This window comes from Pseudomonas sp. RL_105y_Pfl2_101 (assembly GCF_963970585.1).
Classification (GTDB): Bacteria; Pseudomonadota; Gammaproteobacteria; order Pseudomonadales; family Pseudomonadaceae; genus Aquipseudomonas.
Genome location: NZ_CAXAPG010000009.1, coordinates 100,354 through 121,718, shown reverse-complemented (window position 1 = coordinate 121,718; position 21,365 = coordinate 100,354). Strand labels below are relative to the sequence as shown.

At 57.6% G+C, this 21,365-nt stretch carries 21 protein-coding genes; all 21 read right to left on the bottom strand.

What is annotated here, in order from left to right:
* Window positions 1–9 precede the first annotated feature (9 nt).
* Window positions 10–1,170 (bottom strand): TerD family protein, encoded by a 1,161-nt coding sequence (locus AACY31_RS13250; RefSeq protein ID WP_339479852.1) that lies wholly within the window; start codon window positions 1,168–1,170, stop codon window positions 10–12.
* Entirely contained in the window at window positions 1,167–1,754 is a 588-nt protein-coding gene (locus AACY31_RS13245; protein WP_339479851.1) for a TerD family protein, read from the bottom strand. The genes AACY31_RS13250 and AACY31_RS13245 overlap by 4 nt, the downstream gene beginning before the upstream one ends.
* A 96-nt stretch (window positions 1,755–1,850) precedes the next feature.
* Window positions 1,851–2,798 (bottom strand): HpcH/HpaI aldolase/citrate lyase family protein, encoded by a 948-nt coding sequence (locus AACY31_RS13240; RefSeq protein WP_339479849.1) that lies wholly within the window; start codon window positions 2,796–2,798, stop codon window positions 1,851–1,853.
* The gene (locus tag AACY31_RS13235; RefSeq protein WP_339479848.1) at window positions 2,798–3,889 is read right to left on the bottom strand and encodes a cysteine protease StiP domain-containing protein; all 1,092 of its coding nucleotides are present in this window, start codon (window positions 3,887–3,889) and stop codon (window positions 2,798–2,800) included. Before AACY31_RS13235 ends, AACY31_RS13240 begins: the two co-directional genes overlap by 1 nt.
* A complete protein-coding gene (locus AACY31_RS13230; protein WP_339479846.1) occupies window positions 3,882–4,640 on the bottom strand; it encodes a trehalose phosphatase in 759 nt (252 codons plus the stop codon). Before AACY31_RS13230 ends, AACY31_RS13235 begins: the two co-directional genes overlap by 8 nt.
* Window positions 4,630–5,766, bottom strand: coding sequence for a phosphoribosyltransferase domain-containing protein (locus AACY31_RS13225; RefSeq protein WP_339479844.1), 1,137 nt, complete (start codon window positions 5,764–5,766; stop codon window positions 4,630–4,632). Before AACY31_RS13225 ends, AACY31_RS13230 begins: the two co-directional genes overlap by 11 nt.
* A 70-nt stretch (window positions 5,767–5,836) precedes the next feature.
* Complete coding sequence (locus AACY31_RS13220; protein ID WP_339479843.1) at window positions 5,837–6,973, bottom strand: trypsin-like peptidase domain-containing protein; 1,137 nt, start codon at window positions 6,971–6,973, stop codon at window positions 5,837–5,839.
* 68 nt (window positions 6,974–7,041) lie between these two features.
* Window positions 7,042–8,040, bottom strand: a complete 999-nt coding sequence (locus AACY31_RS13215) for an ATP-grasp domain-containing protein (RefSeq protein ID WP_339479841.1) — start codon at window positions 8,038–8,040, stop codon at window positions 7,042–7,044.
* Window positions 8,041–8,922: 882 nt separating this feature from the next.
* Entirely contained in the window at window positions 8,923–10,755 is a 1,833-nt protein-coding gene (glmS, locus tag AACY31_RS13210) for a glutamine--fructose-6-phosphate transaminase (isomerizing) (protein ID WP_339479839.1), read from the bottom strand.
* Between the two features lies 1 nt (window position 10,756).
* Entirely contained in the window at window positions 10,757–11,533 is a 777-nt protein-coding gene (locus AACY31_RS13205) for a DeoR/GlpR family DNA-binding transcription regulator (RefSeq protein ID WP_339479838.1), read from the bottom strand.
* Between the two features lie 206 nt (window positions 11,534–11,739).
* Window positions 11,740–13,107 (bottom strand): bifunctional UDP-N-acetylglucosamine diphosphorylase/glucosamine-1-phosphate N-acetyltransferase GlmU, encoded by a 1,368-nt coding sequence (gene glmU, locus AACY31_RS13200; RefSeq protein WP_339479836.1) that lies wholly within the window; start codon window positions 13,105–13,107, stop codon window positions 11,740–11,742.
* 115 nt (window positions 13,108–13,222) lie between these two features.
* Window positions 13,223–13,648: a F0F1 ATP synthase subunit epsilon gene (locus AACY31_RS13195; protein WP_003207087.1), complete on the bottom strand. Its 426-nt coding sequence runs from the start codon at window positions 13,646–13,648 to the stop codon at window positions 13,223–13,225.
* A gap of 45 nt (window positions 13,649–13,693) precedes the next feature.
* Window positions 13,694–15,070, bottom strand: a complete 1,377-nt coding sequence (gene atpD, locus AACY31_RS13190) for a F0F1 ATP synthase subunit beta (protein WP_339479834.1) — start codon at window positions 15,068–15,070, stop codon at window positions 13,694–13,696.
* 27 nt (window positions 15,071–15,097) lie between these two features.
* Window positions 15,098–15,958 carry a F0F1 ATP synthase subunit gamma gene (gene atpG / locus AACY31_RS13185; RefSeq protein WP_003207090.1) on the bottom strand — a complete coding sequence of 287 codons (861 nt, stop codon included), beginning with the start codon at window positions 15,956–15,958 and terminating at the stop codon, window positions 15,098–15,100.
* Between the two features lie 50 nt (window positions 15,959–16,008).
* Entirely contained in the window at window positions 16,009–17,553 is a 1,545-nt protein-coding gene (gene atpA, locus AACY31_RS13180) for a F0F1 ATP synthase subunit alpha (RefSeq protein ID WP_339479832.1), read from the bottom strand.
* Between the two features lie 21 nt (window positions 17,554–17,574).
* Window positions 17,575–18,111, bottom strand: a complete 537-nt coding sequence (locus AACY31_RS13175; protein ID WP_339479830.1) for a F0F1 ATP synthase subunit delta — start codon at window positions 18,109–18,111, stop codon at window positions 17,575–17,577.
* 12 nt (window positions 18,112–18,123) lie between these two features.
* Window positions 18,124–18,594 (bottom strand): F0F1 ATP synthase subunit B, encoded by a 471-nt coding sequence (locus AACY31_RS13170; protein WP_003187193.1) that lies wholly within the window; start codon window positions 18,592–18,594, stop codon window positions 18,124–18,126.
* Window positions 18,595–18,652: 58 nt separating this feature from the next.
* Window positions 18,653–18,910 carry a F0F1 ATP synthase subunit C gene (gene atpE / locus AACY31_RS13165; protein ID WP_003097235.1) on the bottom strand — a complete coding sequence of 86 codons (258 nt, stop codon included), beginning with the start codon at window positions 18,908–18,910 and terminating at the stop codon, window positions 18,653–18,655.
* Window positions 18,911–19,041: 131 nt separating this feature from the next.
* The gene (atpB, locus tag AACY31_RS13160) at window positions 19,042–19,911 is read right to left on the bottom strand and encodes a F0F1 ATP synthase subunit A (RefSeq protein ID WP_339479828.1); all 870 of its coding nucleotides are present in this window, start codon (window positions 19,909–19,911) and stop codon (window positions 19,042–19,044) included.
* A 16-nt stretch (window positions 19,912–19,927) separates the two neighbouring features.
* A complete protein-coding gene (locus tag AACY31_RS13155) occupies window positions 19,928–20,335 on the bottom strand; it encodes a F0F1 ATP synthase subunit I (RefSeq protein WP_339479827.1) in 408 nt (135 codons plus the stop codon).
* 148 nt (window positions 20,336–20,483) lie between these two features.
* Window positions 20,484–21,356, bottom strand: a complete 873-nt coding sequence (locus tag AACY31_RS13150; RefSeq protein WP_003207098.1) for a ParB/RepB/Spo0J family partition protein — start codon at window positions 21,354–21,356, stop codon at window positions 20,484–20,486.
* Window positions 21,357–21,365 lie beyond the last annotated feature (9 nt).

Here is a 21,365-nt window from a genome sequence, read left to right as displayed (position 1 = left end):
TGCAATTAATTATTTGGAGCCCGCCGACCAGCGCATGCCCCAGTTGTAGGCCGTATCCATAGGTGCCTGGGACTTATGGAAATCGACCCGACGTGTCACTTTCACGGCGCCATTGTCATTTTCCAGCAGCGCGATCGCGCAGCAACCCAGTCGACCGCCCTCTTCGTTCAATCGAACTTCGATTTCAGGCTGTCCAGGTACGAAGATCGTGACCACGCCGTCGGTCTCGGCCCAGTTGGGCGCGCCGTCATAGATGAAGGCGTAGACCAAGATGCGTCGAACCTTGCTCCACTGTTGGCCATTGATATGAATCCACTCGCCGCCGGTCACGGAACCGGTCCGGTCGTCCCCCATCAATTGCACGAAGGGTTCTTCCGTCAGGCTGCCAAACGCATTGCCGAGTGCCTGCACAACGCCTTTGTAGCCGTCCTGCATCTCGAACAGACAGCCGACATCGAGGTCGATAGATTTGCTTTTCCCAAAGAACCCGCCCTTTTTTCCCTGGTTCCAGTTGAGGTTGACTTTGATCAGGCCAAAACCCGACGCTGACTTTTCCAGGCTGATGCTGGCGCGAGACTTGTCCAGCGTCACCTTGCTCAGGCTAACCGTCGCTTTAGGCGCAGCGGCCGGCGCCGGAACAGCGGGAGCAGGTGTCGGGGTCGGTGTGTCGGCGATCTCAACGCCGAAATGAGTAGCCAATGGTGCAAGGCCGCCAGCAAAACCTTGAGCAACACAACGGAATTTCCACTCGCCCTGGCGACGATAAAACTCGCCCAGGATCAGCGCCGTTTCTTTCATGCCGCTCGTGGAAATCTGCGCATCCAGGCCACCGCTGAGTGTCACGGAGAGTGACGAAACCCGATCAAAACTTGCCTTGTTTTCGTGAATAGTGGCCGTCAGGGCAATTTTTTCCACATCTGCTGCAAGGCGGCTGAGATCAACCGTAAACGTCGCCCGGCCTGACGACGAATCCGTCATCTGAACGGCGCCTGCCAGGATGTTCGGCTGCCCATAGAAGCACATCGCCGAGTCATTCTTGACCTTGCCCGATGGAGACAATGCAAAGGCTGAAACATCGATATCAGCGCCTGGGAGTGGCGAGTAGCTGACATCGACCCGGATAGAACCGGTGGCGACCGGCGCATTACCACCTGGTACCAGACTAGTCATGCGCGCAACGCCTCAACCGCCAGGCTGACAAGATCGTCGGCCGTCCGGCCGTTGGTTGTTTGCCCGATGGCCTTGAATTCCCACCCTAGTGGCCCACGGGTCAGGCTTGCCATGACCACGCCGGTGTGGCGACCTTTTTCAGACAGGTTAAAGCGTGCCAGCTCGGCGTTTTTCGAAGTGTCGAGAATACGGCAGTAAGCGTTTTCGACCTTTTCGAAGTTCTGACCGGTAAAACTATTGCAGGTCAGGGCCAGATACTTGATCGAAGCCGGCAGGGCCTGGAGGTCAACATAGATCGACTCATCATCGCCACTGCCCTCGCCCGTACGGTTGTCGCCGGAGTGCTTGATCGAACCGTCCTTGGAGGCCAATTGACGGAACCACACCAGGTCTACCGCGTTGAGGTGTTCATCGAACAGAATGCAGGAAGCATCGAGGTCGATTTCCGTACCTGCCCCCATCAACTTACCAAAAAAACCACCTTTAACCGGATCCCAGCCCAAGCCCAGCGTAATTTTGGTCAAGCCGGCCCCGCCGGTTTTTTCCAGGGAAATCGATTGGTTCTTCGACAATGTAAGTGCCATCTTTACGCTCCTTGATGATCTTTGTGTTTCTGGTTGGTATCAGAAACACCGGTTACTGAATTTGATAGCAACACCATGACGCTAAAGGCATTGCTTTCATCGGCTCACTTCCGCCAATCGCAGTTGCTCTGCATAAGATGAATCGGCAGCTTTCACGCCATGCCATTGGGCGCGTTCGATAATTCTGGTCGCCCAGCGAAAATGCGTGGCGGGTTCACACATGGCATCGTCATGCTTGAATACAGCCGGAGCGTCATCGTTGACGATCAACATTGCACTATTGAGGTCCTCGATGCTCACGCGGAATGCATCCTGGATAACAGCGATCTGCCCAGGATGAATCGCCGTCTTGCCGACCAGGCCGTGAGCAATGTCCAACTCCAGCTCTTCACCCAGCAATTGTGGGGTCGACATCTGCTCGAACACCGGCGCAGTGAGCGCAAAGCCCTGGGCGCCCAGCACCCCCGCCAGCATCGGGATCACATAGCCCATGGGCGTTTGGTAAAGCGTGGTCCTCGGGTTACGGCGCAGACCCAGGCAGCCCATCAAGTCGTTGCCGCCAATGCGTAACGCAATGATCCTGTCACCCAGTTCACGCTTGAGTGCATCACCCAACTCGACCATCGCGTTCGGGCTGTAGACCTCTTTCGTTTCGAGGGTGGGCATGAGTGCGAGGCCGGGATGAGTGACGGCCTGTTGCCATTTAATCAAGTTGACCAGCGTCAGCTTGGGCACCACAAATCCATCGATCCAACAGATCTCCGGCCAGTCATTCAGCACTGCCGCCATCGAAGAGTCTCGCGGTCGAACAAACACCAGCGGTCCATTGGCCGGGCGACCGTTTTCGCGACCAATACTGTGCAGGACATTACGCAGGTCTTTCAAGGCGTCAGCGATATCGCACTGGGCGACCGCGTCTTCCAGGCAAATCACCACGGAACGAAGTTCGGGGTACTTGCGGCCCATTATCACTTCGGTGATGTCTGCGCGTGTCGCCGGCATGTACAGCGTTGCGCCCAGTGCGAAAGGTGAGATGAGCTTCATCAACTCACGCTCTTGATAATGGTCACTGCGCGGTAGGGGCCCAGAGCATCACCGGCCTCCTCCACATCGACATGGGCCCGTTCGGTGAGGTGCATCAGCAACTGAACATCAATGTCAGCCCGATCACGTACCAGCACCTTGAACGGCACCCGACGCAGGACAGCTCGCGTGGCTTCAGCGATGCCCGGTTTGACGCGGTTCATGTTGGTGATCTGGAAACGCGATGCCAACTGGTCGACGGTGCCCTGCGCAAGTTGTTGCAGGGCGCTGGCTTGGGTCGAGGTCCATGGCTGGGCCGCGTCCACGTCGATGTCCTGGCGAATGGCTTCGATTCGATCAATGAAGTCGCGGGTAACGTCATGCGCCTCCAGGTGGCTATACATCACACAGCCGTGCAGCCCGCCGTTGGCAGGCCAGATACTGCGCGAGATCAACCCGGATACCGTCGCACCGAGGATGCCGGATGGAATGATCCAGTCATCCGACGACGCCGCCAACCAGGCGCGGCCGCAGGGATCAGCCAGCACCACCAGGCGCGGTGTCTCGGGGAAGCGTGAATCGCCAGCCAGACTGCGCTTGATCTCACCGGAAATGGCGCCTTTGCCTGTCCAGCCATCGACAAACACCACGTTCTCAGCACCATGACGGGCGATAATCGCCTCGAGGGCAACGGTGTCGATGCCCCGGTCACGGACGATACTGATCCCGTAGTGGCTGGTGTCTCGGCCTTTGTCGAGTAACGCCCGACGCAGCAGCACGCCCAACGGCAGGCCGGCCCGCACAAACGAGACGAGGGCAATGGTCGGGCCAGGGTAGAGATGATCAAGGGCCAGGGCGAGGGACTGCACGTCGGCGGCCATACGGCCCGCGTTCTGTGTCATTGCATGCTCATAAAGCGCCATATGCGTGGCTGAGGGCGCCGACTCGGTGCTGATCATTTCAGAATAATGCTTTTCTCTGGACTGGATCAGGCGCTCCTTCTCCAGCACATCCGTCGCGCTCATTTGCATGGGTTGCAAGAGAAAATGCACATCATCCGCTAGGTAACTGCCGCTGCCGACAGTGTCCAATGCCGTGAGCGCGTTATTCATGGATAACCCCCTGCACCGCACTCGCCAATTGACTGCGCGCCGGCGTGGACCAGAAATGACAGAGGTCCATGAAACCCAGGTCGGTAATGCTATCGCCGAAACCGAGCACAGGCCGCCCACCATTTAGCTGCCTATCAAGGGCGAGGTAATGCTCAACGGCTACACGCTTGGATAGCCCCTTGGGCAACAGCGCCAGGTTGTTGCCATTGGTATGCACGTGCATATCCTCAAGCAACCCGCGCGCTTTGATTTGCATCAAAATCGCTGCAAGGTCCGAGTCTCGGCCAGTGTTTTGCTTGATGACGACGTAGTGCTGCTGTTTGGCTTCCTCCACCACCCAGCCGCGCAGGGAAATGCCCCGCTCTTCGCCAAGTTGCAGGGCGGCGGCGCAGAGTTGCGGCAGCCGCAGCTGATAGTCCCGCAGCGTCTCAATCATAATGGCGTGCCAGTCGCTGTTGACACTGCGATCCGGATTGAGGATCACGGCACCGTGAGAGCAGATCGCCCCGCCGGGGAAGTCGAGTCGAACGCGACTGAACGCTTCAGCGCAGCGGGCAGTCACCGGCACCACATCGGTGCTCATCAAGAGCCATTCGACGAATTGCTTTTGCACCGTTGACATATAGCCACTCACGTTGCCTGACACGTCAAAGGATGCAGGGAAGCGCTCGGCTTCCTCCGGCATTTTGCGCGCCGTCTGGAACAACGTGTCATCCAGGTCCACCAAGGCCAGTGGGCGATTAACGCGCATCGACGATGACCTCCGCGCTCAACGCCTCGATCAGCGACGAAGGCACTGCCATCGCATCGGTTTCCGTGCAGATCAGCACACGGTCAAACTGGCCTGGTGCAACGTTATAGAGGAAGTTCACGATTCCAAGCCCATAGTTATCGGAAAATGACATGGCATGGTGAATCGAGTGCCCCAGAGCGATGGGCGAGCGCGTAGTCGAGCTGAAATGCACATCAGCGCCACCGCGCTCCAGGCGCTCGGCCAGCAGGAACGGCTTCCACACAAACTCACCCGTGCCTACCACCAACACCCGCTGTCCCGGCTCAATCACAATATCCGGGGCCAGGGTGTCTGCTACTGCACGGGTGCCGAGGCGACCCCAATCGTTCAGCGGATCAATTGGCCAATCGCCCGCCGCAACGGTGCCCAACTCAGGCATTTCGGGCAGCGGGGCTTGCAGATCCTCGATGAACTGATAGTCACCACGAATCAGGGAAACCTGAGCGGTTGAGTTGCCGATGCTGTTGGTCACAGCATCACCCGACCAATCCGTCAGCACGCACGTGACAACGCGCTCGATCTGCGACAGGCCGCTGTTGATCAATGCAGTGTGCAGATTGATAAACGTCTTGCCGGTTGAGGCCTCGTCATCCACCAGCACCAGAGAACGGGCGTTCAGCAGTGCGTCTCGCAGCTCAGGATCGACGGGCATATGAATCAGATGTGCGCTGGCGTGGCTGTGCTCTTCTTCAAAACGAGCGAAAATATCGCGGCCTACGGGGTGGCGCGTACTCACGATGTACAGCGTATCGGGGCGGGTGGTACTGAATGCGCGGTGTACGCCAGCGCCTAGACCAACGGCAGTTTCAGCCATGCCAATGACCAGCACGGGGCCAGGCAGGTCAGCAGGAATTTGCGCAGCCAGGCACTCATAGCTCGCTTGCATCACCGATGGCTTGACCGGGATATGCTTGCCTAATACCCGAGAGACAAATAGAAATGCGCGCTTGGGATTACGACGCTCGGCAAATCCAAACAGGGTTTCCGGAGAAATAGTGGATGCGGCAATGTTAACTTCGAGTAGCCCGCGCATCAGTAGCGCGCTCATCCTCGTCGGTCCGTGGTTCACTAAGTTAAGTTCCATAATTGTTTCCTGTGGCCGGTAGTAGTGAACCTAACGTACGCACCTAAAAATCCACTGCAAAAACGCTGATTCAATTTCGAGCTTCAATCTTCCATAGCGAGGGTTGTACGCGTCGGGCAATTTCCGAGGCGCTTATAGACGCCTTGAGCGGATCAAGCACTACCGACACATTGCACGCATCGAGAAAAGAAACAAGGAGATTGAGTTTCACCGCGAAGTTCATATTCTGAGCGTCGGGAACGGATGAAGTGACCATCCCCATTACACCCCCAGCAGCGTCGAACAGCGGGCTACCACTTGAGCCTGGCTGAATTGGCGCCGTGAACTGCAGCAGGCTCGAGTCATTGCGCAGGCCAAACAACGCGGAGACACCCCCTTGCGTAACATGCGCGCCCCCTCCTGCAACACCTGACATCGGGTAGCCTACGGCGACCACCGGATCACCCAGTGAACACCCTGAGGCACCGGAAAACCGTACCGGAGAAAGCGTTCCATGCTCAACGCGCAAGAGCGCAATGTCGTTGCGTGTATCGACCATCACCGGCTCCACCCGATGATGACCATTAAATGAGTTGATCCTTACCTCAGACATCCCCTCAATTACATGGGCGCAGGTCACTACCATCGATGGCGACACGGCGAACCCGGTACCGGTAGCACTGGAGGCCGATCCGTTACGGCCAGATTCGGGATCAGACCTACGGCTTTCGGGGTTGGCGTCGTCGATATCGAGGCCGATACGGCGGCCCAGTGCCGACAGTCCATAAGCTGACCCTTCGGCCAGCGCCCTGAATTTCCACTGCCCAGCTCTTAAGTAAAACTCCCCGATAATCATCGCGGTTTCACCTTGGCCACTGATGTCCAGGTGATACTTAATTGTGCCGTCAATAGTTAAACGCAACGCTCGTAAGGCACTGATTGGCCCAAGGTTCGAATAGATATAAACGACAACCAACACCCGGTCGCTTCCAGTCGGAAGTCTTGTGAAGTCAATGGAACAGGCAATTTGCTCAGGTTCCCCGCTCCACTCCATCCAATCTGTCTGGGGCGCATGGAAAAGGGCCGGTGTGCCTTTAGGGCTACGTTTTTCATCAACCGGAAGAAGAGCAATGGCCGCCGTCGATCCGAAGGCTGTCAGCTGATCGGATTCTAAGGTCCAGGCGGCTTTGCTTCCTGATAAAGCGGTGTTAGCGCCTGGCGCGAGCATGCACTCCCTCCCTGAGTAAAATCGTATTGACTGTACAAAAGTGTAACAACTTGAGAGGCAATTTAATATCAACCAGAGATAGTCACAGCGACGGTGATCGGTTTGACCCGCACACCGTCAATCCAGTCGCTGATAGGTACAGGGAAGCCCAGTCGACGGGTCGCAAAGATACCGGCGAGGTTGATGCCGGTTGCACGGGTGTAACCGATCCCTCCGGAGTAGCGCGCATTGATTTCAAGAAGATGAGGCTGGCCTGCGGCATCGTCGCGGGTTTGAACATTGACGATACCGTCACAGCCAAAATGCTCTGCGGCGCGCAAAGCTAAACGGGTAGCCGGGGTGTCACGTTCGAAAAACTGATGCACACCCTCCTTGCGACGACCGACAAATTCGATGACTTTTCCACCCTCGCACACCATATCTACAGAGCACTCGCTACCCATCATGTAGGGCATGACCAGCATCGGGGGTTGCTCTACAGCCTGCTTGTAAAGGCTCAGGTACGCATTGAAACTGACCTCGCGAGCGTCAGGATTAGCGAAGCAGCGGAAAGGATCGCAGTGTTCATTGAAGCGCCAGAATCCCTGCCCATAAATCCCGACCACCGGCTTGATGCACACCGCACCTTGGGCCGACAGTAGCTGATAGGCAGACACCAGCTCATCGGCATTGTTGACCGTGATAGCAGGTACACAGGCAAGGCCCGCGCGCTCGGCTTCGGCAGTAAACAGGCTTTTGTTATCGACGAGCTCAAACGTTCTAGGTGAGGTACCTCCGGTGACCAGTGCCAGCCCAGCATTTTCGAACTCATGTCGATGTGCCTCATAGGCTCCGCCCACGCGACCCGCTACGACGACTTTGACTGCATTGGCGCGGGCCGTTTTGATCACCCACAGAAGGCGCTCGTCACGATCCAAAGGCTCAACGAAGCTGTGGTCAGCCAGACGGGTGATTTCAGGGCGATCAGCGCGGTGGGAGGCAAAGATTTTAATGCCCACGGGTAAAGCTTCGCGGGCGCCCAGGATGATCTCACGCTGAGAAGCTTGCCCTTCAAGAAACCAGATCATCAGAATCCCTTGGTCAATTGTGTTGGAGAAGACTGGTCTGACATGAAGCACTGCCGATGAGCCGAGCACCAAACGGCACCGGATGGCATTCAAGGCGCAACTATTATGCCCAAGGTATCATCATGCGTTGCTATTAAATCTCTCGCACTGAAGATAAAAAAAATGTATCCAACTGTAACAAATTATCAGCACACGCTGAATAATAGACAGCAACACTTTTTAACCAAGCCCCCCTTGAACTCGAACTACCATGAGTTCCTCGCTGACAAAAACCTCAATCGACCAAACACCTTACACCTCCATGAGCAGATACATATGTAAATAAAGTCATGTGCTGTTGATGCTGCCCCCGGATTGACCTAATTGCCGACGCAAGACTGTCCCATCTCTAAAACTACAACAATCGAGCACAAACAATGATTCACGAGGAGTCAGACTGGGTCAGTAAAATCTCGGCAACTGGGTCAACTCGGCATCGGCGCCAACAGTTAGTGTCCTTGAACACACCAACAAGTGCATAACTGGTGTGTTCATGAAGTAAACGATTGAAGCCGTAGCATCCTGGCCAATTCAGAACTGACGCAATGATTTTTATCGTCAGCTTATCGATTTTGTACGGTAGGAGTTTTTTTAGCTTCGAGAAATCCGGATTTCCCAAATTGAGGTAAAGGATTCGCTGCATATACGAATGTAGCGATTCATCGCGCCGGATTCTCGGAGTCATATGCAGATCGGAGCGAGGCTGCTTCGTGCAGGCAATAGGGATTTTGGGCACGTCCGTAACAGGCGCTGATCAGAACAATCAGCAACCTGCGACAGATTTAATTCACCAGCGACAGTTTTAATTCTCTAAAACCACAATCCGTTACCCGCGCAGCATCCTTACTCAACCGTGACCGATTTCGCCAGGTTACGCGGCTGGTCCACATCGGTACCCTTGAGCACGGCGACGTAGTACGACAACAACTGCAATGGGATGGTGTAGAGAATCGGCGACAGGATGTCGTGGATGTGCGGCATGTGCACCACGTGGGTGCCTTCGCCGTTGGTCATGCCAGCCTTTTCGTCGGCAAAGACAATCAACTGGCCGCCACGGGCGCGCACTTCCTGCAGGTTGGACTTGAGCTTTTCCAGCAGCTCGTTGTTCGGCGCCACGGTGACCACCGGCATATCGTTATCCACAAGCGCCAGCGGGCCGTGCTTGAGTTCTCCGGCCGGGTAGGCCTCGGCGTGGATGTAGGAGATCTCTTTGAGCTTCAAGGCCCCTTCCATCGCCACCGGGAACTGCGCGCCACGGCCCAGGAACAGGGTGTGGTTTTTCTCAGCGAACAGCTCGGCGATTTTTTCCACAATAGCGTCCATGGCCAAGGCTTCGCCCAGCCGGGCGGGCAGGCGACGCAGTTCTTCCACCAGCTTGGCCTCGACGCCTTCACCCAGGGTGCCGCGGACCTGGCCCAGGGACAGCGTCAGCAACAGCAGACCCACCAGTTGCGTGGTGAACGCCTTGGTCGATGCCACGCCGATCTCACGACCGGCCTGGGTCAGCAGGGTCAGGTCAGACTCACGCACCAACGAGCTTATGCCCACGTTGCAGATCGCCAGGCTGGCGAGGAAACCCAGTTCCTTGGCATTGCGCAGGGCGGCCAGGGTGTCGGCGGTTTCGCCGGACTGGGAGATGGTGACGAACAGTGAATCGGGTTGCACCACGACTTTGCGATAGCGGAACTCGCTGGCCACTTCGACCTGGCAAGGAATACCGGCCAGCTCTTCCAGCCAGTAACGGGCGACCATACCGGCGTGATAGCTGGTGCCGCAGGCCACGATCTGCACGTTACGGACCTTGGCGAACAACTCGGCCGCTTGTGGACCGAACGCCTGGACCAACACTTGGCTCTGGCTCATGCGGCCTTCCAGGGTGCGTTGCACCACAGTCGGTTGTTCGTGGATTTCCTTGAGCATGTAGTGGCGGAACTCGCCCTTGTCGGCGACTTCAGCACCGTCGCGGTACTGGACGGTCTCACGTTCCACGCCTTTGCCGTCGAGGTCCCAGATCTGCACGCTGTCGCGGCGAATTTCGGCGATATCGCCTTCTTCCAGGTACATGAAGCGGTCGGTGACCTGGCGCAGCGCCAACTGATCAGACGCCAGGAAGTTTTCCCCCAGGCCCAGGCCGACGACCAATGGGCTGCCGCTGCGGGCCGCCACCAGTCGATCAGGTTGTTTCGAGCTGATGACCGCCAGGCCATAGGCACCGTGCAACTCCTTGACCGTGGCCTTGAGCGCGACGGTCAGGTCCATCAGGTCCTTGAGCTTGTGATTGAGCAAATGGGCGATGACTTCGGTGTCGGTGTCCGAGGTGAACACATAACCAAGCGCCTGGAGCTGTTCACGCAGGGCTTCGTGGTTTTCGATGATGCCGTTGTGCACCACCGCCAGATCGCCGGAGAAATGCGGGTGAGCATTACGCTCGCACGGCGCGCCATGGGTGGCCCAACGGGTGTGAGCGATGCCCAGGCGACCGAGCAGCGGTTCGGCTTGCAGCGCATTCTCCAACTCGCTGACCTTGCCCGGGCGACGCATGCGCTCAAGCTTCTGGTCGTTGGTGAACACCGCCACACCGGCGCTGTCGTAGCCGCGGTATTCCAGGCGCTTGAGGCCTTCAAGCAAGATTGCTGTGATGTTGCGTTCAGCAACGGCGCCGACAATTCCACACATGCTATTTCTCCTGGCTGACAGGCGCACAGATCACGGTGATGCCGCGGGCCTGAATCTGATCGCGGGCCTCTACGGGCAGGCGATCATCGGTAATGAGGGTATGGATGCTGCTCCACGGCAGCTCCAGGTTGGGGATCTTGCGGCCGATCTTGTCGGCCTCCACCATCACGATCACTTCGCGGGCAACCTCAGCCATCACACGGCTCAAGCCCAGTAATTCATTGAAGGTGGTGGTACCTCGAACCAGATCGATGCCGTCGGCGCCGATGAACAACTGGTCGAAGTCATAGGAACGCAGGACCTGCTCGGCCACCTGGCCCTGGAACGACTCGGAGTGCGGGTCCCAGGTGCCACCGGTCATCAACAGCACCGGCTCGTGCTCCAGTTCGCTCAAAGCATTGGCGACGTGCAGGGAGTTGGTCATCACCACCAGGCCCGGTTGTTGGCCGAGTTGCGGGATCATGGCGGCGGTGGTGCTACCACTGTCGATGATGATGCGCGCGTGCTCGCGGATCCGCTTCACGGCGGCCCGGGCAATGGCCAGTTTGTACTTGGAGACGCTTTGCCCGTTATCGGCCACCAACTCCTGCGGCATCGGCACCGCACCACCGTAGCGACGCAGCAGCAAACCATTGGTTTCCAGGGCCGCGAGGTCCTTGCGAATCGTAACTTCCGAGGTTTCGAAGCACTTGGCCAACTCATCCACACTGACCTCACCCTGCTCCTGGAGCAAGGCTAGGATGTTGTGACGGCGTTGTGGTGTGTTGCGTTTCGACATGGCGATATAAGTTTCGATTCGAAAGATAACGTAAGCAATCAAAACCTATTGAAGGGATGTCGTCAAGGTGCCGGGAGAAAAATTCAGAAATCTGCTCACAAATGTGTGCGGGCTTGCTCGCGAATGGGCCAGATCAGGCAATACGGCTTTGCCTGACAGACCGCTTTCGCGAGCAAGCCCGCTCCCACAAGGGTCTGTGGATAACTTTACGGCTTCTTGATTTTTTCCGGTCGCTTCCAGCCGTCGATATTGCGCTGACGGGCGCGTCCGACTGCCAATTGGCCGTTATCCACATTCTGGGTGAGGGTCGAACCGGCCGCCGTGGTCGCGCCGCTGGAGATATCCACAGGTGCTACCAAGGAGTTGTTCGAGCCGATGAACACATCTTCACCCAACACGGTTTTCCACTTGTTGGCGCCATCGTAGTTACAGGTAATGGTCCCGGCACCGATGTTGGTGCGGGCGCCGACTTCAGCGTCACCGAGGTAGGTCAGGTGCCCAGCCTTGGCGCCTTCGCCCAGATGAGCGTTTTTCAGTTCAACGAAGTTACCCACATGGGCACGGGCTTCCAGCACCGAACCTGGGCGCAGGCGGGCAAACGGGCCGGCGTCGCTGCCTTCCCCCATGATAGCGCCGTCGAGATGGCTGTTGGCTTTGATCACCACGCCTTTGCGCAGGGTGCTGTCCTTGATCACGCAGTTCGGGCCGATGACCACGTCGTCTTCGATGACAACCTTGCCTTCGAGGATGACGTTGATGTCGATGACCACGTCGCGACCCACGCTGACTTCACCGCGCACGTCGAAACGGGCTGGATCGCGCAGGGTCACGCCTTGCGCCATCAGGCGGCGGGCGGCGCGCAATTGATAGTGGCGCTCCAGCTCGGCCAGTTGCCGGCGATCGTTGGCGCCCTGCACTTCCATGGCGTCCAGCGGCTGCTCGGTGGCGACCACCAGCCCGTCGCTGACCGCCATGGCAATCACGTCGGTCAGGTAGTACTCGCCCTGGGCGTTGTTGTTCGACAGACGACTCATCCAGTCACCCAGACGCTCGGCCGGTACGGCCAGAATCCCGGTATTGCCTTCAGTGATCGCGCGCTGGGCTTCGTTGGCGTCCTTCTGCTCGACGATGGCGGTTACTTGGCCGTCCACGTTACGCACGATGCGGCCATAACCGGTGGGGTCGTCCAGCTCGACGGTCAACAGGCCCAACTGTTGTGGCGCGACATGCTTGAGCAGGCGTTGCAAGGTGTCGACTTCGATCAGCGGCACATCGCCGTAGAGAATCAGCACCGTATCAGCCGTGATGAACGGCACGGCCTGGGCGACCGCATGACCGGTGCCCAGTTGTTTGTCCTGCAGGACGAAATTCAGGTCATCCGCCGCCAGGCGTTCGCGTACCGCATCGGCGCCGTGGCCGATCACCACGTGAATGCGCTGTGGATCAAGTTGCCGGGCGCTGTGGATAACATGGCCAAGCATGGAATTGCCGGCTACCGGGTGCAAGACCTTGGGCAGCGCCGAACGCATGCGGGTGCCTTGACCGGCCGCGAGGATAACGATTTCGAGAGACATGACTGGCTACCAATCCTGGGTGGTCAGCGGTTGCGACCAGATGATGAGTGTCGGGAAAAGAAAAAAGGGTAGCCGAGGCTACCCTTTTTAATCAATCGCACAGGAAGCAGACGGCCTAGCCGCCGAACTTCTTGCGGATCTGCTGGACGGTGCGCAGCTGAGCTGCGGCCTCGGCCAGACGTGCAGCAGCAGAACCGTAATCGAACTCCGCGCCTCGCTCGTGCAGGGCCTTCTCGGCAGCCTTGACGGCTTCCTGAGCGGAGGCTTCGTCCAGGTCGGCAGCACGTTGCACAGTGTCGGCAAGGACCTTGACCATGTTCGGCTGAACCTCGAGGAAACCACCGGAGATGTAATACACCTCGGCTTCCCCGCCCTGCTTGATCAAGCGGATCGGACCCGGTTTCAGATTAGTGATCAGCGGTGCGTGACCCAGAGCGATACCAAGATCACCCAGCTCACCATGCGCAATCACCATCTCGACCAGACCGGAGAAGATTTCCCCTTCCGCACTGACGATATCGCAATGGACTGTCATAGCCATCTGATTGCCTCAACCTAAATTAGCGCCCGTTGCCGGGCGCCGGGATTACAGTTTCTTGGCTTTCTCGATCGCTTCTTCGATGCCGCCGACCATGTAGAACGCTTGTTCTGGCAGGTGGTCGTAGTCACCGTTGAGGATGCCTTTGAAGCCAGCAATGGTGTCTTTCAGGGAAACGTATTTACCCGAGGCACCGGTGAAGACTTCAGCCACGAAGAACGGCTGCGACAAGAAGCGTTGGATCTTACGAGCGCGGGATACCAACTGCTTGTCGGTTTCCGACAGCTCGTCCATACCCAGGATCGCAATGATGTCCTTCAGCTCTTTGTAGCGCTGCAGTACGTACTGGACGCCGCGAGCGGTGTCGTAGTGCTCCTGGCCGATCACGTTCGGATCCAGCTGGCGCGAAGTCGAGTCCAGTGGGTCAACCGCTGGGTAGATACCCAGGGAAGCGATGTCACGGGACAGAACGACGGTGGCGTCCAAGTGGGCGAAGGTGGTCGCTGGCGACGGGTCGGTCAAGTCATCCGCAGGTACGTATACCGCTTGGATCGAAGTGATCGAACCTTCCTTGGTCGAAGTGATACGTTCTTGCAGAACGCCCATCTCTTCAGCCAGGGTCGGCTGGTAACCTACTGCCGAAGGCATACGGCCCAGCAGTGCGGATACTTCAGTACCGGCCAGGGTGTAACGGTAGATGTTGTCGACGAACAGCAGAACGTCGTTACCTTCGTCACGGAACTTCTCGGCCATGGTCAGGCCGGTCAGGGCTACGCGCAGACGGTTTCCCGGCGGCTCGTTCATCTGGCCATAGACCAGTGCCACTTTGTCCAGAACGTTGGAGTCCTTCATCTCGTGGTAGAAGTCGTTACCCTCACGAGTACGCTCACCCACACCGGCGAACACGGAATAACCGCTGTGCTCGATGGCGATGTTACGGATCAGTTCCATCATGTTTACGGTCTTGCCTACACCGGCACCACCGAACAGACCCACTTTACCGCCCTTGGCGAACGGGCAAACCAGGTCGATAACCTTGATACCGGTTTCCAGCAGGTCGTTGCCGCCCGCTTGTTCAGCGAAGGATGGCGCAGGACGGTGAATGCCCCAGCGCTCTTCGGTGTCGATCGGACCAGCTTCGTCGATCGGGTTACCCAGTACGTCCATGATCCGGCCCAGGGTCGCTTTACCGACCGGTACGGAGATGGCAGCGCCAGAGTCGATAACGTCCAGACCGCGCTTCAAGCCTTCGGTGGAACCCATCGCAATGGTACGAACGATGCCGTCGCCCAGCTGCTGCTGAACTTCCAGGGTAGTTTCCGCGCCTTGTACTTTCAGCGCGTTGTAGATGCTCGGTACGCTGTCGCGTGGAAATTCCACGTCGATAACGGCGCCGATGATTTGAACGATACGTCCGCTACTCATAGCTGGATCCTCTGAATATTTGAACCGTTAAACCGCGGCAGCGCCGCCGACGATTTCCGAGATCTCTTGGGTGATCGCAGCCTGACGCGCCTTGTTGTAGATCAGCTGCAAATCGCTGATCAAATCACCGGCGTTGTCGGTAGCGTTCTTCATCGCGATCATCCGCGCTGCTTGTTCAGCTGCGTTGTTCTCGACCACCGCCTGGTAGACCTGCGACTCCACGTAGCGGACCATCAAGCCGTCAAGCAGCTCCTTGGCATCCGGTTCGTAGAGATAGTCCCAGTGGTGCTTGAGTTCCTGTTCCGGGGTCGCCACCAGTGGAATCAATTGCTCCACGGTTGGCTGCTGCGTCATGGTGTTGATGAACTTGTTGGATACCACGGACAGGCGGTCAATCCGGCCTTCCAGGTAAGCATCCAGCATCACCTTGACGCTGCCGATCAGGTCATTGATCGACGGCTCTTCACCCAGGTGGCTGATAGCGGCGACGACGTTGCCGCCGAAGTTGCGGAAGAAAGCCGCACCCTTGCTACCAATCACGCACAGATCGATCTCGACGCCTTGTTCGCGGTTTACAGCCATGTCCTTGACCAGGGCCTTGAACAGGTTGGTGTTCAAGCCACCACACAGACCACGGTCACTGCTCACCACAACGTAACCGACGCGCTTGATAGCACGGTCGATCATGAACGGGTGGCGATATTCCGGGTTGGCGTTGGCCAGATGACCAATCACCTGGCGGATGCGCTCCGCATAAGGGCGGCTAGCAGCCATGCGCATTTGTGCCTTGCGCATTTTGCTGACCGCCACTTTTTCCATGGCGCTGGTAATTTTTTGCGTGCTTTTGATGCTCGCAATCTTACTGCGAATCTCTTTTGCGCCTGCCATGTAACACCTATCAGGTTAGCAAGCGGGAGCCTTGCGACTCCCGCTGCGGCTTACCAGGTTTGGGTGGCCTTGAACTTCTCGATACCGGCTTTCATGCCAGCGTCGATTTCGTCATTGAAGTCACCCTTCACGTTGATCTTGGCCAACAAGTCGGCGTGATCGCGGTTGAAGTAAGCAATCAGCGCTTGTTCAAAGCTGCCGACCTTGGCGATTTCAACGTCAGTCAGGAACCCACGCTCAGCGGCATACAGCGACAGCGCCATGTCAGCGATCGACATTGGTGCGTATTGCTTCTGCTTCATCAGCTCGGTAACGCGCTGACCATGCTCAAGTTGCTTACGGGTCGCTTCGTCCAGGTCAGAAGCGAACTGGGCGAATGCCGCCAGTTCACGATACTGGGCCAGGGCGGTACGGATACCACCGGACAGCTTCTTGATGATCTTGGTCTGAGCGGCACCACCCACACGGGATACCGAAACACCGGCGTTCACAGCAGGACGGATCCCGGAGTTGAACATGGCCGATTCCAGAAAGATCTGACCGTCGGTGATGGAAATCACGTTGGTCGGAACGAACGCGGAAACGTCGCCAGCCTGGGTTTCGATGATCGGCAGTGCGGTCAGGGAGCCGGTCTTGCCGGTCACTGCGCCGTTGGTGAACTTCTCTACGTATTCTTCCGAAACGCGGGATGCGCGCTCCAGCAGACGGGAGTGGAGATAGAACACGTCGCCTGGGTAAGCTTCACGGCCTGGTGGACGGCGCAGCAGCAGGGAGATCTGGCGGTAAGCCACTGCCTGCTTGGACAGATCGTCATAAACGATCAGCGCGTCTTCACCGCGGTCGCGGAAGTATTCGCCCATGGTGCAACCGGAGTACGGTGCCAGGAACTGCAGCGCAGGAGATTCCGAAGCACTGGCCGCCACGATGATCGTGTTGGCCAGGGCGCCGTTTTCTTCCAGCTTGCGAACCACGTTGGCGATGGTCGATTGCTTCTGACCGATGGCTACGTAGACGCAGAAAATGCCACTGTTCTTCTGGTTGATGATCGCGTCGATCGCCAGAGCGGTCTTACCGATCTGACGGTCACCGATGATCAGCTCACGCTGGCCACGGCCGACAGGGATCATGGCATCGACAGCCTTGTAGCCAGTCTGTACAGGCTGGTCTACCGACTTACGCCAGATCACGCCCGGAGCAACTTTCTCGACCGCGTCGGTCTCGGTGTTGCCCAGTGGACCTTTGCCGTCAACAGGGTTACCCAGTGCATCGACGACGCGACCCAGCAGTTCCTTACCAACCGGAACTTCGAGGATACGGCCAGTGCACTTGGCGCTCATGCCTTCAGCCAGAGACTGGTAAGCACCCAAGACAACGGCACCTACGGAGTCTTGCTCCAGGTTGAGGGCCATACCGTAGACGCCGCCCGGAAACTCGATCATCTCGCCGTACATGACGTCGGCCAGACCGTGAATCCGCACGATGCCGTCAGATACGCTGACGACAGTGCCTTCGTTACGGGCTTGGGAGGTCACATCGAGCTTGTCGATGCGGCCCTTGATAATTTCACTTATTTCGGAAGGATTGAGTTGCTGCATTGCTCTGCTGCCCCTTCAAACTCAAGATTTCAATGCTTCGGCAAGTTTCGCGATTTTGCCGCGAATCGAGCCATCGATAACCAGGTCGCCGGCGCGGATTACAACGCCCCCTATCAGGGACTTGTCTTCCTCGACTTGCAGGCGCACTTCCCGGTTGAGTCGTGCACTGAGAACCTTGGCGAGTTTGTCTTGCTGTTCTTGGTTCAATGCGAAAGCACTGGTCACGTCCACGTCTACCGACTTCTCTTGCTCGGCCTTGTACAGGTCGAAAAGAGTGGCGATCTCCGGCAGTAGCAGGAGACGGTCGTTTTCGGCAACGACGTGAATGAAGTTCTGTGCCTTGGTATCGAACTTGTCGCCGCACACGTCAATGAACGTGGCGGCCTTTTCTGCGCTCGTCAGTCGCGGGGCCTTGAGCACGCGCTGCATGGTGTCGTCTTGCGACACCGCTGCAGCCAGGCCGAGCATGGCTGACCAATTGGCCAGTTGCTGGTGGGCCTGAGCGTGCTCGAAGGCCGCCTTAGCGTAAGGTCGGGCCAACGTGGTCAGTTCTGCCATGATCGCCCTCGCTTAGATTTCAGCAGCCAGTTGGTTAACCAGCTCTGCGTGCGCGTTTTGATCGATTGTGGCACCCAGGATCTTCGAAGCACCGCCAACGGCCAGGGCACCCACTTGGGCACGCAGCGCGTCTTTGACACTGTTGAGTTCCTGTTCGATCTCGGCTTGAGCCTGAGCCTTCACACGGTCAGCTTCGACGCGAGCCTGTTCACGGGCTTCGTCGACAATCTGGGTACCGCGTTTCTTGGCTTGCTCGATGATTTCAGCTGCCTGAGCTTTCGCTTCGCGCAGTTGCTGACCCACTTTCTCATGGGCCAACTCCAGGTCGCGAGCCGCTCGGCTGGCAGCGTCCAGACCATCAGCGATCTTCTTTTGACGTTCGTGCAATGCCGCAATGACCGGAGGCCATACGAACTTCATGCAGAACAGTACAAAAATCAGGAACGCAACGGACTGGCCAATCAGGGTCGCATTAATGTTCACGCCAACACCTCGCAGTTACGTTGTCCATCACACCAATCTACTCGAGACATCCGAGTAATTAGCCAGCGATTTGACCAACGAACGGGTTCGCAAAGGTGAAGAACAGCGCGATACCAACACCGATCATGGTCACGGCGTCGAGCAGACCGGCCACGATGAACATTTTGACTTGCAGCATTGGAACCATTTCTGGCTGACGCGCTGCGCCTTCCAGGAACTTGCCTCCCAACAGGCCGAAACCAATTGCGGTACCCAGTGCGCCCAGGCCGATCAACAGTGCAACAGCGATAGCGGTTAGACCAACTACAGTTTCCATCTTTCCTCCCGACTTTTACGTCGTATGGTTTAGGTTTTTTAGATTAAAGCGGTAAAACAAATCGTTTCTCAGCCCGGTTCGGGCTCCTTCCCGTTTGACCGGGAAGGACATCAGACTAGTCGAGACTGGTCTTAATGGTTTTCTTCGTGCGCCATCGACAGGTAGACGATGGTCAGCATCATGAAGATGAACGCCTGCAGGGTGATGATCAGGATGTGGAACACAGCCCACGCCCATTGCAGGACTACACCCAGGCCGCTGAGCCACAGCAGGCCGCTGCCGAACATCACAGCGATCAGGATGAACACCAGTTCGCCGGCATACATGTTGCCGAACAGACGCAGTGCCAGAGAAATCGGTTTGGCGATCAGGGTCACGAATTCCAGCAGGAAGTTCACCGGGATCAGCAGGGCTTGAACGAGGATGTTCTTGCTGCCGAATGGGTGCAGGGTCAGTTCGCCGATGAAGCCGCCGAAGCCCTTGACCTTGATGCTATAGAAAATGATCAGTGCGAAGACCGAGAACGCCATGCCCAGGGTCGCGTTCGGGTCGGTGGTCGACACGGCGCGGAATGGGATGTGTTGGTCACCGGAGATCAGGATGGCCAGTTGAGGAATCCAGTCGACCGGTACCAGGTCGACGGCGTTCATCAGGAACACCCAGACGAAGATGGTCAGCGCCAGCGGTGCGATCACCGGGCTACGGCCATGGAAGCTGTCTTTCACGCTGCCATCGACGAATTCGACCAGTACTTCAACGAAGTTCTGCAGTGCACCAGGCTGACCGGAAGTCGCCTTCTTTGCCGCCATGCGGAAAAGAAGAACGAAGATCAGACCCAATGCGACCGACCAGCCGAGGGTATCGACGTGGAAAGCCCAGAAGCCCATTTCTTTGGCCTCTGCTGCGGAGTGGGCAAAGCCCCAGCCGCCGTTGGGTAGCTGACCGAAGGTCAGGTTCTGCAAGTGGTGCTGGATATAGCCCGAAGCGGTTGTCTCTGCCATGGTTGCCTCAAACGCCCTAAGGTCTCGAAAGTCTTGTTCTCATTAGCAGGGGAGCGAACCAGCTAACCAGTTGGGTCAGCACGAAGACGCTGAATACAGCCAGCGGCGCCAGTGGCTTCACACCTGCGAACGTCAATGCAAACAGCACTGCCGTCAAAATCAGTTTCCCCGCCTCGCCGGCGTAAAAAGACCGGACGATAGCCTGGGCTGCTCGGGCGCCGGAAAACCGAAAGGCCCTGTGAGCAAAGTAAACATTGGGAAGCAAGGCTATCAGGCCTCCGCAAAGCCCTGAGTATCCGGCGACGACTCCTTTCCATTGCCAGAGCGCCAGCGTGGCGATCAGTACGACGGTGAATTGAGCCATCAAAACCGGGAAAACTGCCAGACGATGGAACGGCAAGCGGTTTGGCGTGCGGGTTTCCATCGCTTTTGCTCTCCAATAGTCGGCCGCCATCATTCAATAACTTGGCATAATTTGTGCCGACAAAATGCGCGCAGAGTATAGGGGCGGTTCTGCCCCTATTCAACTGCCAGGTAGTGATTTCCGACTGCCCGCTACAAGAGCAATTGTTTCAGCGAATGTGCGCAAGGACACCTTGCAGCTCATCGAGGGAGTTGTAGCCAATCACCAATTGCCCCTTGCCCTTCTTTCCGTGGCGGATCTGCACCGCAGAGCCCAGGCGCTCGGCCAGGCGCTGTTCAAGACGAGCGATATCAGGATCGGTTTTGGGTGCTTCGACAGGCGCCGGTTTGCCGCTCAACCACTGGCGAACCAGTGCTTCGGTTTGGCGCACCGTCAGCCCGCGTGCGACAACATGTCGCGCCCCTTCAACCTGTTGATTTTCCGGCAAACCGAGCAAAGCCCGGGCATGACCCATTTCCAGGTCGCCATGGGACAGCATGGTCTTGATGACTTCCGGCAACGCAATCAGGCGCAGCAGGTTGGCCACGGTCACTCGGGACTTGCCCACCGCCTCGGCAACTTGTTGCTGGGTCAGCTGGAATTCCTGCTGCAAGCGCTGCAGGGCCACGGCTTCCTCGATCGGGTTGAGGTCTTCACGCTGGATGTTCTCGATCAGCGCCATGGCAATGGCCGTTTCATCCGGCACATCGCGGACCATTGCCGGGATGGTTTCCTGGCCGGCCTGCTGGCTGGCGCGCCAGCGACGTTCGCCGGCAATGATCTCGAAGCGGCCATTGGCGATCGGTCGGACCACGATCGGCTGCATCACGCCCTGGCTCTTGATCGACTGGGCCAATTCTTCCAGCGCCTGCGGATCCATGTCCCGGCGCGGCTGATATTTGCCGCGCTGGATCAGATCCAGCGGCAAATGCTGCAACTCACGCTGATCGACCTGGACGGCCTGTTCTTCCAGCGAGCTGACAGTGGGCCCGCTGAGCAGTGCATCCAGTCCACGTCCGAGACCTCGTTTCTTGACGGCCATGGGGTTTCC

Excerpts from the sequence above, each read along its gene's own strand:
- AACY31_RS13235 (WP_339479848.1), bottom strand. The coding sequence starts at position 3,889 with ATGAATAACGCGCTCACGGCATTGGACACTGTCGGCAGCGGCAGTTAC.
- AACY31_RS13230 (WP_339479846.1), bottom strand. The coding sequence starts at position 4,640 with ATGCGCGTTAATCGCCCACTGGCCTTGGTGGACCTGGATGACACGTTG.
- AACY31_RS13150 (WP_003207098.1), bottom strand. The coding sequence starts at position 21,356 with ATGGCCGTCAAGAAACGAGGTCTCGGACGTGGACTGGATGCACTGCTC.
- glmS (WP_339479839.1), bottom strand. The coding sequence starts at position 10,755 with ATGTGTGGAATTGTCGGCGCCGTTGCTGAACGCAACATCACAGCAATC.
- AACY31_RS13240 (WP_339479849.1), bottom strand. The coding sequence starts at position 2,798 with ATGAAGCTCATCTCACCTTTCGCACTGGGCGCAACGCTGTACATGCCG.
- AACY31_RS13205 (WP_339479838.1), bottom strand. The coding sequence starts at position 11,533 with ATGTCGAAACGCAACACACCACAACGCCGTCACAACATCCTAGCCTTG.
- AACY31_RS13225 (WP_339479844.1), bottom strand. The coding sequence starts at position 5,766 with ATGGAACTTAACTTAGTGAACCACGGACCGACGAGGATGAGCGCGCTA.
- atpA (WP_339479832.1), bottom strand. The coding sequence starts at position 17,553 with ATGCAGCAACTCAATCCTTCCGAAATAAGTGAAATTATCAAGGGCCGC.
- AACY31_RS13220 (WP_339479843.1), bottom strand. The coding sequence starts at position 6,973 with ATGCTCGCGCCAGGCGCTAACACCGCTTTATCAGGAAGCAAAGCCGCC.
- AACY31_RS13175 (WP_339479830.1), bottom strand. The coding sequence starts at position 18,111 with ATGGCAGAACTGACCACGTTGGCCCGACCTTACGCTAAGGCGGCCTTC.
- atpG (WP_003207090.1), bottom strand. The coding sequence starts at position 15,958 with ATGGCAGGCGCAAAAGAGATTCGCAGTAAGATTGCGAGCATCAAAAGC.
- AACY31_RS13195 (WP_003207087.1), bottom strand. The coding sequence starts at position 13,648 with ATGGCTATGACAGTCCATTGCGATATCGTCAGTGCGGAAGGGGAAATC.
- glmU (WP_339479836.1), bottom strand. The coding sequence starts at position 13,107 with ATGTCTCTCGAAATCGTTATCCTCGCGGCCGGTCAAGGCACCCGCATG.
- AACY31_RS13155 (WP_339479827.1), bottom strand. The coding sequence starts at position 20,335 with ATGGAAACCCGCACGCCAAACCGCTTGCCGTTCCATCGTCTGGCAGTT.
- atpB (WP_339479828.1), bottom strand. The coding sequence starts at position 19,911 with ATGGCAGAGACAACCGCTTCGGGCTATATCCAGCACCACTTGCAGAAC.
- atpD (WP_339479834.1), bottom strand. The coding sequence starts at position 15,070 with ATGAGTAGCGGACGTATCGTTCAAATCATCGGCGCCGTTATCGACGTG.
- AACY31_RS13250 (WP_339479852.1), bottom strand. The coding sequence starts at position 1,170 with ATGACTAGTCTGGTACCAGGTGGTAATGCGCCGGTCGCCACCGGTTCT.
- AACY31_RS13245 (WP_339479851.1), bottom strand. The coding sequence starts at position 1,754 with ATGGCACTTACATTGTCGAAGAACCAATCGATTTCCCTGGAAAAAACC.
- AACY31_RS13215 (WP_339479841.1), bottom strand. The coding sequence starts at position 8,040 with ATGATCTGGTTTCTTGAAGGGCAAGCTTCTCAGCGTGAGATCATCCTG.
- atpE (WP_003097235.1), bottom strand. The coding sequence starts at position 18,910 with ATGGAAACTGTAGTTGGTCTAACCGCTATCGCTGTTGCACTGTTGATC.